The organism is Oceanimonas pelagia, from assembly GCF_030849025.1.
Taxonomy (GTDB): Bacteria; Pseudomonadota; Gammaproteobacteria; order Enterobacterales; family Aeromonadaceae; genus Oceanimonas; species Oceanimonas pelagia.
In genome coordinates, this window is the sequence record NZ_CP118224.1 from 949692 (window position 1) to 964013 (window position 14322).

10 protein-coding genes are annotated in these 14322 nt (G+C 63.1%); 8 read left to right on the top strand and 2 right to left on the bottom strand.

Features of this window, described 5'->3' with window-relative positions; all coding sequences use genetic code 11:
* Nucleotides 1–236 precede the first annotated feature (236 nt).
* From fdhA to fdhF, 4 genes are all read left to right on the top strand, one after another.
* On the top strand, nucleotides 237–1433 hold the full coding sequence (gene fdhA, locus PU634_RS04410; RefSeq protein ID WP_165661627.1) for a formaldehyde dehydrogenase, glutathione-independent: 1197 nt from the start codon (nucleotides 237–239) through the stop codon (nucleotides 1431–1433).
* 143 nt (nucleotides 1434–1576) lie between these two features.
* Complete coding sequence (locus tag PU634_RS04415; protein ID WP_306762848.1) at nucleotides 1577–2068, top strand: formate dehydrogenase subunit gamma; 492 nt, start codon at nucleotides 1577–1579, stop codon at nucleotides 2066–2068.
* Nucleotides 2068–3609: a formate dehydrogenase beta subunit gene (locus tag PU634_RS04420; protein ID WP_306762849.1), complete on the top strand. Its 1542-nt coding sequence runs from the start codon at nucleotides 2068–2070 to the stop codon at nucleotides 3607–3609. The genes PU634_RS04415 and PU634_RS04420 overlap by 1 nt, the downstream gene beginning before the upstream one ends.
* Nucleotides 3609–6464 carry a formate dehydrogenase subunit alpha gene (fdhF, locus tag PU634_RS04425; protein ID WP_306762850.1) on the top strand — a complete coding sequence of 952 codons (2856 nt, stop codon included), beginning with the start codon at nucleotides 3609–3611 and terminating at the stop codon, nucleotides 6462–6464. Before PU634_RS04420 ends, fdhF begins: the two co-directional genes overlap by 1 nt.
* 188 nt (nucleotides 6465–6652) lie before the next feature.
* Here the strand turns inward: fdhF and PU634_RS04430 are convergent, their stop codons facing one another.
* Nucleotides 6653–7465 carry a helix-turn-helix domain-containing protein gene (locus PU634_RS04430; protein WP_306762851.1) on the bottom strand — a complete coding sequence of 271 codons (813 nt, stop codon included), beginning with the start codon at nucleotides 7463–7465 and terminating at the stop codon, nucleotides 6653–6655.
* Nucleotides 7466–7654: 189 nt separating this feature from the next.
* On the opposite strand from PU634_RS04430, the gene PU634_RS04435 reads away from it, so the two are divergent.
* Entirely contained in the window at nucleotides 7655–9052 is a 1398-nt protein-coding gene (locus PU634_RS04435; protein ID WP_306762852.1) for an aspartate ammonia-lyase, read from the top strand.
* Nucleotides 9053–9129: 77 nt separating this feature from the next.
* On the opposite strand, the gene cuyB is transcribed toward PU634_RS04435, so the two are convergent.
* Nucleotides 9130–9840: a cysteate racemase gene (cuyB, locus tag PU634_RS04440; protein ID WP_306762853.1), complete on the bottom strand. Its 711-nt coding sequence runs from the start codon at nucleotides 9838–9840 to the stop codon at nucleotides 9130–9132.
* Nucleotides 9841–10112: 272 nt separating this feature from the next.
* Here cuyB and PU634_RS04445 point away from each other — a divergent pair, with 272 nt between their 5' ends.
* Genes PU634_RS04445 through PU634_RS04455 form a run of 3 tightly spaced genes read left to right on the top strand, consistent with a single transcriptional unit; the run spans nucleotide 10113 to nucleotide 14121 of the window.
* Nucleotides 10113–11030 carry a LysR substrate-binding domain-containing protein gene (locus tag PU634_RS04445; protein WP_306762854.1) on the top strand — a complete coding sequence of 306 codons (918 nt, stop codon included), beginning with the start codon at nucleotides 10113–10115 and terminating at the stop codon, nucleotides 11028–11030.
* Complete coding sequence (locus PU634_RS04450) at nucleotides 11027–12703, top strand: transporter substrate-binding domain-containing protein (protein WP_306762855.1); 1677 nt, start codon at nucleotides 11027–11029, stop codon at nucleotides 12701–12703. Before PU634_RS04445 ends, PU634_RS04450 begins: the two co-directional genes overlap by 4 nt.
* On the top strand, nucleotides 12700–14121 hold the full coding sequence (locus PU634_RS04455; protein ID WP_306762856.1) for a sigma-54-dependent transcriptional regulator: 1422 nt from the start codon (nucleotides 12700–12702) through the stop codon (nucleotides 14119–14121). The genes PU634_RS04450 and PU634_RS04455 overlap by 4 nt, the downstream gene beginning before the upstream one ends.
* The last annotated feature ends 201 nt before the right edge of the window (nucleotides 14122–14322 follow it).

Below are 14322 nucleotides of genomic sequence, written 5' to 3' on the forward strand. Positions count from 1 at the left end.
TTTCTTAATTGAACGTTCAATAAAAATAAGGTTAGGGGTTTTGGCGCCGATGATCAAGGGGACCCGGCACGGAATTCCTTGCATGTCTTGTTTTGGCAAATCGGTGTCTTAATCAGGAATGTGGCCAAATGCATTCGGCAGTCTACTGGGAGCCGGCCTGTGAACCCATGATGTTGCCGCAGGCCGGGTGCGCTCACTGGTGAGCGCGACACTCGTCAAGAACAAGGATGCTGATTATGTGCGCAATACACGGTAACAGAGGGGTGGTCTACACCGGGCCGGGCAAGGTTGAAGTACAGTCCATTGCCTTTCCCGAACTGTCTCTGGGCAACCGGGCCTGCCATCACGGCGTTATTCTCAAGGTGGTGTCCACCAACATCTGCGGCAGCGACCAGCACATGGTGCGCGGGCGTACCACGGCGCCGTCCGGCCTGGTGCTGGGTCACGAAATTACCGGCCAGATCATCGAGTGCGGCCGCGACGTGGAATTCCTCAAGGTCGGCGATATCGTCTCCGTGCCCTTCAACATTGCCTGCGGCCGCTGCCGCAACTGCAAGGAAGGCAAGACCGGCATCTGCCTGAACGTGAACCCCGCCCGTCCCGGCGCCGCCTACGGCTATGTGGACATGGGCGGCTGGGTCGGCGGCCAGTCCGAATACGTGATGGTGCCCTACGCCGACTTCAACCTGCTGAAGTTCCCGGATCCGAATCAGGCGCTGGAAAAGATCCGCGATCTTACCCTGCTGTCCGACATCTTCCCCACCGGTTTCCACGGCTGCGTGACTGCCGGCGTGGGCCCGGGCTCCACCGTTTACATTGCCGGTGCCGGCCCCGTGGGCCTGGCGGCCGCCGCCTCGGCCCAGTTGCTGGGCGCGGCCTGCGTGATCGTGGGCGACATGAATCCGGAGCGTCTGGCCCAGGCCCGCAGTTTTGGTTGTGAGACCATCGACCTGCGCGAAGACGGCTCCATGGAAGACAAGCTGGAAGTCATTCTGGGCGAGCGGGAAGTGGATGCCTTTGTGGACTGCGTGGGCTTTGAGGCGCATGCCTGCGGCTGCAATCACGGCAAGGAGGCGCCGGCCACCGTGCTCAACTCCGCCATGCAGGTCACCCGCGCCGGCGGCCAGATCGGCATTCCCGGCCTGTACGTGACCGAAGATCCGGGCGCGGTAGACGAGGCGGCACGGGAAGGGGCACTGAGCATGCGCTTCGGCCTGGGCTGGGCCAAGTCCCACTCCTTCCACACCGGTCAGTGTCCGGTAATGAAGTATCACCGCCCGCTGATGCAGGCCATCCTGTTCGACAAGGTGCAGATCGCCAAGGCCGTGAACGTGCAGGTGATTTCGCTGGATCAGGCGGTGCAGGGCTATGCCGACTTTGACGGCGGCGTGGCCAAGAAATTTGTGATCGACCCCCATGGCATGGTGGCCTGACAACAGATAGGGTGAACCCTGCACCCTCAATGCGGGCGTGCAGGGTTGTCACCACGCCCGGCCAGGAGCGGCCGGGTTATACGCACTGTAAATGGCGGTGGTTCGATGCACCGCCAGCACCGTTTTACAAGGTTGATACTGTTATGGATGAGACTCAAGCAGGCGTTCCAGACACTGTTGAAACAATAGTGACGTCACTCAAACACAAACCCGGCGCCCTGTTGCCCATCCTGCATGGTATTCAGGACCATCTTGGCTACATTCCCGATGATGCCATTCCCGTTATCGCCAGGGCCTTGCGCATTACCGCCGCCGATGTGCACGGGGTGGTGAGCTTTTATCATTATTTTCGTTCCGAACAGCCCGGCCGCCATGTGGTGGAACTGTGCCGGGCCGAGGCCTGCCAGGCCCGGGGCGCCCGCGCCCTTGAAGCCCACGCCAAAGCCAGGCTGGGCGTGGACTACGGCCAGACCACGACCGATCGCAGCATTACCCTTAAACCGGTCTATTGCCTGGGCAACTGCGCCACCGGTCCCTCGGTGCGGGTAGGAGAGCACATCAAAGGCCGCATGGATCCGGCCCGCTTTGACCGCCTGGTGGACGACCTGACCACCTACAAACTGGAGCTGAACTGATGAGCCTGCGAGTCTTTGTTCCCTGTGAGACCACGGCGCTGTCATTGGGCGCCGGGGATGTCGCCACCCTGATAAGCCGTGAGGCCGAGGCCCGTGGCCTGGAGATTGAGCTGGTGCGCAACGGCTCCCGTGGCCTGTTCTGGCTCGAGCCCCTGGTGGAAGTGGACGACGGCACCGGCCGCCGCGCCTTTGGCCCGGTAGACACCGCCGACGTGGCCTCGCTGCTGGACAGCCACTTCGGCGATGACCACCCCCTGGCCCTGGGGCCGACCGACGAGCTTCCCTGGCTGAAGCAGCAGCAGCGGGTCACCTTTGCCCGTCTGGGCGTAACCGATCCGGTATCGCTGAACGATTACCGCGCCACCGGCGGCTTTGACGGACTGCATAACGCCCTTGAACTTACCCCGCAGCAGCTGGTGGACAAGGTCAAGGCGTCGGGCCTGCGCGGCCGGGGCGGGGCGGCGTTCCCCACCGGCATCAAGTGGCAGACGGTGCTGGATGCCGCCGGTGCACAAAAATACATTGTCTGCAACGCCGATGAAGGCGACTCCGGCACCTTTGCCGACCGGCTGGTGATGGAATGCGACCCCTACATGCTGATTGAGGGCATGATTATCGCCGGCCTCGCCGTAGGCGCCACTCAGGGCTATATCTACCTGCGTGAGGAATACCCGCTGGCCCACCGCCACCTTGACCTGGCCATTGCCCGGGCCGAGGCCGCCGGCTATCTCGGCAACAATATTCAAAACAGTGGCCGCGCCTTTGCGCTGGAAGTGCGCCTGGGCGCCGGCGCCTATATTTGCGGCGAAGAAACCTCGCTGCTGGAAAGCCTGGAAGGCAAGCGCGGCATGGTGCGGGCCAAGCCGCCGCTGCCGGCCATCGAGGGCCTGTTTGGCCTGCCCACCGTGGTGAACAACGTGCTCAGTCTGGCGGCGGTGCCGTCCATTTTGCGGGACGGCCCCGAGCACTACGCCGGCTTTGGCGTGGAGCGCTCCCGGGGTACGCTGCCGTTTCAGCTGGCCGGCAACATCGCTCAGGGCGGCCTGGTGGAGCTCGCCTTTGGCCACAGCCTGCGCGAGCTGATTGAAGACTTTGGCGGCGGCAGCGCCAGCGGCCGCCCGGTGCGGGCGGTGCAGGTGGGCGGCCCTCTGGGGGCCTATCTGTCGCCGGCGCAGTTTGACACCGCCCTCGACTATGAGGCGTTTTCCGCCATTGGCGCCGTGCTGGGCCACGGCGGCGTGGTGGTGTTTGATGACAGCGTCGACATGGCCGAGCAGGCGCGCTTTTCCATGGAATTCTGCGTGGAGGAGTCCTGCGGCAAGTGTACCCCCTGCCGCATTGGCTCGACCCGGGGCGTGGAGGTGATCGATCGCATCATGCGGGGCGAGAACCGCGATGCCAATATGGCGCTGCTGGAAGATCTGTGCGACACCATGATACAGGGCTCGCTGTGCGCCATGGGCGGCATGACGCCCTTCCCGGTGAAAAGCGCCTATACCCTCTTTCCCGAAGACTTTCAGCGCCAGGGAGGCGAAGCCTGATGGTTGAACATTTTTTTCCCGAAAAGGATCTGGGCACCCCGGCCCGCCTGTCGGACGTACAGATCAGCCTGACCATAGACGGGGTGGAAGTGACGGTGCCCGAAGGCACCTCGGTGATGCGCGCCGCCGCCCTGGTGGACATTAACATTCCCAAACTCTGTGCCAGCGACAACCTGGAGGCCTTTGGCTCCTGCCGGCTGTGCACCGTGGAAATTGAAGGCCGGCGCGGCATGCATGCCTCCTGCACCACGCCGGTGAGCGAGGGCATGGTGGTACGCAGCCAGACCGAGGCGCTGGCCAAGCTGCGCCGCAACATCATGGAGCTGTATATCTCCGACCATCCCCTTGATTGCCTGACCTGCCCGGCCAACGGCGACTGTGAACTGCAGGACATGGCCGGGGCCGTGGGCCTGCGCGAGGTGCGTTACGGCTTTGCCGGCGAGAATCACCTGAGCCTGCCAAAGGACGAGTCCAACCCCTATTTCACCTTTGACGCCAGCAAGTGCATTCTCTGCTCCCGCTGCGTGCGCGCCTGTGGCGAGGTGCAGGGCACCTTTGCCCTGACCGTGGAAAAGCGCGGTTTTGAGTCCAGGATTTCCACCGGCAAGGGCACCGACTTTCTTAATTCCGACTGCGTGTCCTGTGGTGCCTGCGTGCAGGCCTGCCCCACCGCCACCCTCAGCGAGAAGTCGGTGATCGACAAGGGCCAGCCCGAGCACAGCGTGATCACCACCTGCGCCTATTGTGGCGTGGGCTGCTCGTTCAAGGCCGAAATGAAGGGCGATGAGCTGGTGCGCATGACCCCCTGGAAGGGCGGCCAGGCCAACCACGGCCACTCCTGTGTGAAGGGGCGGTTTGCCTTTGGCTACGCCAGCCATAAGGACCGGCTGAAGCACCCCATGATTCGCGAGTCCATCGACCAGCCCTGGCGGGAAGTGGGCTGGCAGGAGGCCATCGAGTTTGCCGCCCGGCGCCTGCGCGAGGTGCAGCAAAAATACGGCCGCAACAGCGTGGGTGGCATTACCTCGTCGCGCTGCACCAACGAAGAAACCTACCTGGTGCAGAAGCTGGTGCGGGCCGCGCTCGGCACCAACAACACCGACACCTGCGCCCGAGTGTGCCACAGCCCCACCGGCTATGGCCTGAAGATGACCTTGGGCGAGTCGGCGGGCACCCAGGACTTTGATTCGGTGATGCAGTCCGACTGCATTCTGGTGATCGGCGCCAACCCCACCGACGCCCACCCGGTATTCGGCTCGCTGCTGCGCAAGCGGCTGCGCCAGGGCGCCAGACTGATTGTGGCCGACCCCCGTTACATCGATCTGCTGGACAGCCCGCATACCGACGAGGCCCTGCACCTGCCCATTCGCCCGGGAGCCAACGTGGCCCTGGTGAACGCCCTGGCCCATGTGATCGTGACCGAGGGGCTGGAAGACCAGGACTTTATCGCCACCCGTTGTGCCCCGGAAGAATACGCCGCCTGGCGCGACTTTATTATCGATCCGCGCCATGCCCCCGAGGCGATGAGCGCCGTGATTGGCGTGCCGGCAGAAAGTCTGCGCGAGGCCGCAAGGCTTTACGCCACCGCCGGCAACGGCGCCATCTATTACGGCCTGGGCGTCACCGAGCACAGCCAGGGCTCCACCACCGTCATGGGCATTGCCAACCTGGCCATGGCCACCGGCAACATTGGCCGGCCCGGGGTGGGGGTAAACCCGCTGCGGGGCCAGAACAACGTGCAGGGCTCCTGCGACATGGGCTCCTTCCCCCACGAGCTGCCGGGCTACCAGCCGGTGACCGACGCCGCCGTGCGTGCCCGCTTTGAAGCGGTATGGGGTGCCGGGCTGGATGCGGAGCCGGGGCTGCGTATTCCGGGCATGTTCGACGCCGCCATCGAAGGCCGCTTCAAGGCCATGTATGTGCAGGGGGAAGACATTGCCCAGTCGGACCCGAACACCCAGCATGTGGAGGCGGCACTGCGCTCCCTGGAGCTGCTGATCGTGCAGGATATTTTCCTCAACGAAACCGCCAAGTTCGCCCATGTGATTTTGCCGGGGGCCAGCTTCCTCGAGAAGAACGGCACCTTTACCAACGCCGAGCGGCGTATCAACCGGGTGCGCCGGGTGATGGCGCCCCTGGCGGGTAAGGAAGACTGGGAAGTGACCATGGCGCTGTCCAACGCCCTGGGTTACCCCATGCACTACCGGCATCCGTCGGAGATCATGGACGAAATCGCCTCGCTGACGCCGTCTTTTGCCGGGGTCAGTTACGACCGGCTTGAAGCGTTGGGCAGCATTCAGTGGCCCTGCAACGACGAGCATCCCGAGGGCATGCCAATCATGCACGGCGACAGCTTCCCCATCGGGGAGGGGCGCATGGTGGTGACCGAGTTTATTCCCACCACAGAGCGGGTGAGCGAGGCGTTTCCGCTGCTGCTGACCACGGGCCGCATTCTCAGCCAGTACAACGTGGGGGCCCAGACCCGGCGCACCGACAACAACGTGTGGCACAGCGAAGACGTGCTGGAGATCCATCCCCACGACGCCAGTGCACGGGGCATTGCCGACGGCCAGCCGGTGAATATTCAGAGCCGCACCGGCAGCACCGTGCTGCGGGCCCGGCACAGTCAGCGCATGCAGCCGGGGGTGGTGTACACCACCTTCCACTTCCCCCACAGCGGCGCCAACGTGATCACCACCGACAACTCCGACTGGGCCACCAACTGTCCGGAATACAAGGTCACGGCGGTGCAGGTCACCGGCACCACCGACCTGACCCTGTCGGACTGGCAACAGCGCTTTGAAGCCTTTACCGAAAAGCAGCTGGCCTATGCGGGGCAGGGGGAGACTCACTAAGAAGTAACCACTAAAAACGCCGGCGAAAGCCGGCGTTTTTTTATAGGAGAAAGGCTGAGTCTTGATTTGCTATTTCCGAATCTCATAAGTGAGGAGCTGGTGGTATTCCTGCAACTCAGCGTTCAGGTAACCAAGACATTCGTCCTTTTCTGTATAACGCTCCGCTTGATGATGCAGGCTGTAGGGTTTCAGAAATAATGCCTGGCCCGAAAGTGGTGTTCGTGGGGGGCCATGTCGTTGCCGATGGCGTTAAGAATGGTGCCGGCGATCTGGCCGCTGTCGGCATCAAAGGTGCTGCACAGGGAGAGGGTGCGGCGAATGTCCACCTGCCGGCCCAGATATTCCAGTACCACCCGGGTACAGCTGGGAATGCGCTCGCCGCTGGCAGAAGCGCCCAGACGCAGGCCGCTGAGCCGGCCCACCCGGCTTTTAAAGGTGGGGATCAGAATGGTCTGGGTGATCTGGTTGCCGGTGAGCGATTCGTAGTCCACCAGAAAAATGCGATCCGCCAGCAGGTGGGCCATGCCCAGATATTTGCTGTGATACACCCGCTCGCCCGGGGCCTGTTGCAGGCGCTCGGTGCGCTGGTAATACACGCCGTTGCCCCGGCGCTCCAGGCACAGCAGGTTGCGCAATATCTTGCCCGGAAAGGCCATGGAGTAATGGTATTCAAAGTAATACCCCAGGTACTTGTCCAGGCCCTGAGAGTTGGCCTGCAGCAGGCTCATGTGCTCGGTTTCCGGGTGCGCCTCTTCCGTTATCTGGGGCTTGGGCCGCACCTGGATCAGCAGCTCGAACTGGCTGTGGGGCATCAGAATTTCATGCTCCTCCACCCCGAAAAAGTCGCACAGCCGGCGCAGGCTGTGGGCCGAGGGTTTGTAGCGGCCGCTCAGATAGCGGTTGAACTGGGGGCGGTTAATCCTGAGCCGGCGACATACCTCGGCTACCGACTTGTAGTAACTGCAGAGCAGGCGCAGGTTTTTGGCAAAGTCTTGGTGCATAACGGCTCCATGAAACTGGGGTCAGTATACCGAAGGTTATTTTGCTGCAACAGGGTGCAACAGATGCTTTGTGACGCAGTTAGTGCACCAGTCAGCATCAGGTGGATACAGAGCGTCAAATTTTCAGTGCGCGTGTGCACTGCTGTAATAGGGGCCTGAACCGCACAAACTCCACCAAGCAGGTAACCCATGCAAACACGTATCGAAAAGGATCTACTGGGCGAACAAGCGGTGCCGGCCGAGGCCTGGTACGGCATTCAAACCCAGCGCGCGCAGCAGAATTTCACCATTACCGGCGTGCCCATCAGCCATTTTCCCGAGCTGATCAACGCCCTGGCCATGGTCAAGGCCGCCGCCGCCCGCGCCAACCGGGATCTGGGCCAGCTGGAGCCGCACAAGGCCGAAGCCATCAACGCCGCCTGTGCCGATATCATCAACGGCGCCCTGCACGATCAGTTTGTGGTGGATCTCATTCAGGGCGGAGCGGGCACCTCCACCAACATGAACGCCAACGAAGTCATTGCCAACCTGGCGCTGGCCAAGCTGGGCCATGCCCGGGGCGACTACAAACACCTGCACCCCAATAACGACGTGAACCGCTCCCAGTCCACCAACGACGCCTATCCCACCGCCGCCCGGCTGGCCATCGTGTTTGCCGCCCAGCCGCTCAAGCAGGCCATTGCCGCCCTGCAACAGAGCCTGGCGGCCAAGGCCGGGGAGTTTGCCCACATTCTCAAAATGGGCCGTACTCAGCTGCAGGACGCCGTGCCCATGACCCTGGGTCAGGAGTTCGAGGCCTTTGCCGTTAACCTGGGTGAAGAAGACGCCCGCATCGACGACGCCTGCCGGCTGCTGTGCGAGGTGAACCTGGGCGGCACCGCCATCGGCACCGGCATTAATGCCCACCCCGACTACGCGCCGCTGGCGGTGCAGCACCTGGCCACGATCTCCGGCCAGCCGGTCAGCCTGGCCAGCAACCTGGTGGAAGCCACCTCCGACATGGGTGCCTTTGTCACCTTCTCCAGCGTGCTCAAGCGGCTGGCGGTGAAGCTGTCCAAGCTCAGCAACGATCTGCGCCTGCTGTCCAGCGGCCCGCGCACCGGTCTGGGCGAAATTCAGCTGCCCGCCATGCAGCCCGGCTCGTCCATCATGCCCGGCAAGGTGAACCCGGTGATCCCCGAGGCGATGAACCAGACCGCGTTTCAGGTGATCGGCGCCGATCTGGCGGTGACCCTGGCGGCGGAAGCCGGCCAGTTGCAGCTGAACGCCATGGAGCCGCTGATCATCTATAACCTGCTCAACTCCAGCCGCATGCTGGGCGAGGCCATTCGCATGCTCGACACCCGTTGTGTGCGCGGCATCAAGGCCAACGAGGCCCAGTGCGCCGCCCACCTGCACAACAGCATCGGCATCATCACCGCGCTGGTGCCCCACATCGGTTACGACAACGCCAGCCGCATCGCCAACCAGGCGCTGATGACCGGCGCCACCGTGGCCGAGCTGGTGCGTGAAGAGCAGCTGCTCAGCGAAGAGCGCCTGGCGGCGGTGCTCAGCCCCGCCTCCATGGTGGCACCCTGCGTCGCCTGATTGGTAGAGCAAAATTGGCCCGGGGCCTGATGCCGCTGCTGCATCAAGCCCCGGGCTTGTGGTGGGTGGCGGTGTGTTCAGGCCGCCACCGCCATTTGCTGCTGCTGGTGCCACTGCACGCAGGCCGCCGCCAGCGCCTTGGTGGCGTCCATGCCCAGATGGGCATGGGCCGAGCCAATGGAGTCCAGCGCGAAAGGAATTTCGGTGCAGCCCAGAATGACCCGCTCCACCCCCTGTTGCAGCATGCCGGCCATGCAGGCGTCCAGCACCTGAGCACCCTGCTCTACGGCGCCGGACTTGACCAGATAAATGCCTTCCATCACCCGGCGCTGCAGCTCCGCCTGCGGAAGGGTGAGGGTAATGCCGTATTCCGCCAGCTCCCGGGCATAAAAGCCGGCCTTGAGGGTGCCGTCGGTGGCCAGCAGGCCCACGGAAGTGATTTTTTCCCGTGCCAGCGCCGCGGCGCAGGCTTGAGCTATGTGCAAAATGGGCACGCTGCTCGCCCGGGCCAGCGGCTCATACCAGTAATGGGCGGTGTTGCAGGGAATGGCAATGCAGCCGGCGCCGCCGCCGATCAGGGTGTTCAGCCCTTTTAGCAGGGCCTCAAGGGGCGATTCCTTGTTTTCCAGCAGGCAGGCGGTGCGGTCGGGAATTTGCGGCACCGAGTGCACCAGCAGCGGCAGGTGATCCTGATCCCGGCTGGCCGGGGTCTGGTGAATGATCTTGGTCACAAAGTCGACGGTGGCCAGCGGGCCCATGCCGCCAAGAATGCCAATCAGGGAACTCATAAGGGGTCTCCAGGCTGTTTTTTTGCAGCCTAAAACAGCCGGCACGGGCACCGACAATGCCGTTTGGGTACCCCCTATGCGCAAGCCGCATAACCCCCGTGCCGGGGTTGCAAGATCAATAAGATGGCGCCGTTATGCCGCTTTGGTATCGCCGGTGCCGGGTTGGCATGAGGCACCAGGGCCCTGAGCATCGGCGCCGGCGAGTGATATAATGCCGCCCGGAGCGGTCAGCAGGCTGACCGACGCTGTGGGTATAATGCCGAGGGTGGTGCATGAACATAGAAACAAAATGGCTGGAAGACTTTCTCTCTCTGGCCCACACCCAGAGCTTTTCCCGCTCCGCCCAGGAGCGGCACATGACCCAGCCCGCCTTCAGCCGGCGCATTCGCGCGCTGGAAGCCGCCCTGGGCTGCGAGCTGGTCGACCGCACCAGCACGCCGGTGCAGCTCACCGATGAAGGACGGCTGTTTCGCATTACCGCGCGCAACCTGGTCACCCAGCTGGCCGACAGCATCGGCCACCTGCGCTCCATGAAACAGCGCGGTGCCCACACCATCGACTTTGCCGTGTCGCACACCCTGTCGCTGTCGTTGTTTCCCGCCTTTTTGCAGTCGTTCCGCCGGGAGCTGGAGGGCATCAGCACCCGTCAGCTGGTGGCCAACGTGGACGACAGCGTGCAGGCCCTGAAAAACGGCATTTGCGACTTTTTGCTGGCGTTTGACGATCCCGGTCTGGCACCGGCGCAGTTTCACCGTTTTGAGCTGCAAACCGAGCAGCTGGTGCCGGTGTGCCGGGCCGATGAGGAAGGCCGGCCCATTTTCGACCTGGACGCCGCCCATGGCGCCACCCTGCCTTATCTGGGTTATCCCGAGGAAATTTTTCTTGGCCGCTGCGTGGCGCGGCTGCTGCGCCGCCGGCCGCCTGCCCTTACCCTGCACCAGGCGTTTGAGTCACCCCTGGCCGACAGCCTGAAGGTGATGGCCATGCAGGGCATGGGCATCGCCTGGGTGCCGAGCTTTGCCATTCGCGAAGAGTTGCGCCAGGGCTTTCTGGTGATCTGCGGCGGTCGCCGCTGGCAGTGGCCGCTCAATGTGTGTCTCTACCGCTGCAGCCGGCCCCTGTCCGACACCGCCGAAGCCTTCTGGCGCGTGTGCGAGCAGAATTACGGCCGGGCGGAGCCGAAACCATGAAACGGCTTTGCGCGTGTTTGCTGCTGTGGGGCCTGGCCCTGGGCGGCGCCATGGCGGCAGAGCCTTACCGGGAAGGCATTATTCGCGTGGGCGGCGATCACGACTACCCGCCCTATGAATTTCTCAATGAAGACGGTGAGCCCGACGGCTACAACGTGGAGCTGACCCGTGCCATTGCCGAGGTCATGGGCATGCAGGTGGAGTTTCATCTCGGTGACTGGAATCGCATGCGCCAGGCCCTGAATGCGGGCGAGATGGATGTGCTGCAGGGCATGATTTTCTCCGACGAGCGCAGCGACGATTACAGTTTCTCGCCCCCGCACGCCATCGTGTATCAGTCCATTTTTGCCCGTAAGGGCGAGGACGAGGCCAGGGAGCTGGCCGACCTGCGCGGCAGGGAGGTGATCGTGCAGCGGGGCGGCATTATGCACGATCACCTGCTGCACAACGACGTGGGGGCGAAACTGGTGCTGGTCGACACTCATGCCACCGGGCTGCGCCTGCTGGCGGCGGGCAGGCACGATTATGCCCTGGTGGCCAACCTGCCGGGGCTGTATCTGGGCCGCGAGCTGGAGCTGTCCAATATAGTGCCGGTGGGCCAGCCCTTTCGGCCCCAGCGTTACGGCTATGCGGTGGCCAGGGGCAACGAGGCGCTGCTGGCGGGGTTCAGCGAGGGGCTGGCCATTCTCAAGAACACCGGCCGCCTGCAACAGATTTACGACAAATGGCTGGGGCCGCTGGAGCAGGATGGCTGGCCCTGGAAGAAAATCGGTCTGGCCGCCGCCCTGGTGTCGGCGCTGTTGCTGGTGGTGCTGGGCGGTATCGTCATCTGGAACCGCATGCTGGCCCGGGAAGTGGCCCGGCGCAGCGAGGAGCTGCAATTGCAGCAACAACAGCTGATCCAGGCCGACAAGATGTCGTCCCTCGGCATTCTGGTGGCGGGAGTGGCCCACGAAATCAACAACCCCAGCAGCCTGCTGCTGCTGAACCTGCCGGTGCTGAAAGATGCCTTTGCCGATCTGGAAGATCTGCTGGAGGCACAATATGAACAGCAGGGCGACTTTTACCTGGCCGGGCTGCCCTACAGCCGCATGCGCGAGGAGCTGCCGGCCATGCTCGACGACATGCAGACCAGCGCCGGTCGCATTCGCCGCATTGTGGATGATCTGCGGGACTTTGCCCGCCAGGGCCCGGCGGAGCTGAATGAGAACGTGGATCTCAACGCCCTGGTGGCCACGGTGATCCGCCTGGTCGACAACACCATTCGCAAGTCCAGCCACCGGCTGGAGGTGGATTGTGCGCCGGACCTGCCGCCGTTCAGGGGTAACGCCCAGCGCATTGAACAGGTGCTGATCAACCTGGTGGTGAATGCCTGCCAGGCCCTCACCAGCCCGGAGCAGGGCATCTTTATCCGCACCGGCTACCGGGTCCGGGGCAACGAGCTGTATCTGGATATTACCGATCAGGGCGTGGGCATCGAGCCCCACAACCTGTCCCGGCTGAAGGATCCGTTTTTTACCACCAAGCGCGAGCAGGGCGGCATCGGGCTGGGTTTGTCCGTGTCGGCCGGCATCGTGCAGGAGCATGGCGGCCGGCTGGAGTATGACTCCGAGCCGGGCAGGGGCACCCGCGTGACCCTGACGCTGCCTGCGATAAAAGGAACCCCATCGTGATCAAAAGCAATTCCTACCCCAGCTTTGGTGTGCTGCTGGTGGATGACGAAGCCCCCTTTCTGCGCAGCCTCAGCATTGCCCTGGAGCGGCGGGGCGGCATTAATCACATTTACCGCTGCGAAGACAGCCGGGAAGTGATGGACATCATTGCCCGGGAGCCCATCGGCCTGGTGCTGCTGGATCTGACCATGCCGCACCTGTCCGGCGAAGCCCTGCTGCAACAGATCGTGGAGGAATATCCCGAGATAGCGGTGATTATCATCAGCGGGCTGAACCAGCTGGAAACGGCGGTCAACTGCATTCGCCTCGGGGCCTACGACTATTTCGTCAAGACCACGGAAGAAGACCGGCTGATCGGTGGCATTCGCCGGGCCATTGCCAGCCAGGAAATGCGGCTGGAAAACCAGGAAATGCGCCGGCGCTTTCTCACCGACACCCTGGAGCGCCCCGAGGTGTTTGCCGGCATCATTACCCAGGACAAGGGCATGCGCTCGGTGTTTCAGTATCTGGAGGCGATTTCCGCCAGCAGCCAGCCGGTGCTGATCTGCGGCGAGAGCGGGGTGGGCAAGGAGTTGATTGCCCATGCCATTCATGCCCTGAGCAACCGCGACGGCCCCGTGGTCAGCGTGAATGTGGCGGGGCTGGACGACAATGTGTTTGCCGACACCCTGTTCGGCCATCACAAGGGGGCCTTTACCGGGGCCGAGCGGGCCCGGGCCGGCATGATTGAACAGGCCGCGGGTGGTACCCTGTTTCTGGACGAGATAGGCGACCTGAGCCTGCCTTCCCAGGTCAAGCTGCTGCGGCTGCTGCAGGAAGGGGAGTATTACCCCCTGGGCAGCGACCGGCCCAAACGTCTGCGTGCCCGTGTGGTGGTGGCCACCCATCAGGATCTGGCCCGCAAGCAGCAGGACGGCAGCTTTCGCAAGGATCTCTATTACCGGCTGCGTACCCATCAGGTGGAGATTCCGCCGCTGCGTCAGCGCAAGGACGACATTCCCCTGTTGCTGGAGCACTTTCTTGCCGAGGCGGCGGCGGAGCTGGGTAAAACCGTGCCCACCGTGCCGCGGGAGTTGCCGGTGCTGCTGGCCAACTATGCCTTTCCCGGCAATGTGCGGGAGTTGCGGGCGCTGGCCTACGACGCCATGAGCCGGCACAAGTCGAAAATGCTGTCGATGGAGGTGTTCCGCCAGGCCTTGGGCCAGCAGGAAACACAGGTTCTGCCAACAGGCGAAGCCGAATCCGGCCCCTTCAGCCAAATGCCGACCCTGCCCAGGCTGAATGAAGTGGGCGACCTGCTGGTGGCCGAGGCCATGCGCCGGGCCCAGGGTAATCAGTCGCTGGCCGCCCGGCTGCTGGGTATTTCCCAGCCGGCGCTGAGCAAACGGCTGAAAAAGGCCGCGGCCGACGACGCCTGAACCCCTATAACCCGGGTGAAGGGTTATAACCCGGGTTTTTTTGCTTATCTCATTGATAAATCAATATTTGTTGTTTTTCGATAGCCTTTTCCATAACGCTGGTTATACCCCTTGCGCTTCTTTGCTTCGGCTGTTCTTCATTAAAAATTCATTAATAAACAGTTGCTTAATTGTGTTTGACGAAACTGGCATGGCCCTTGC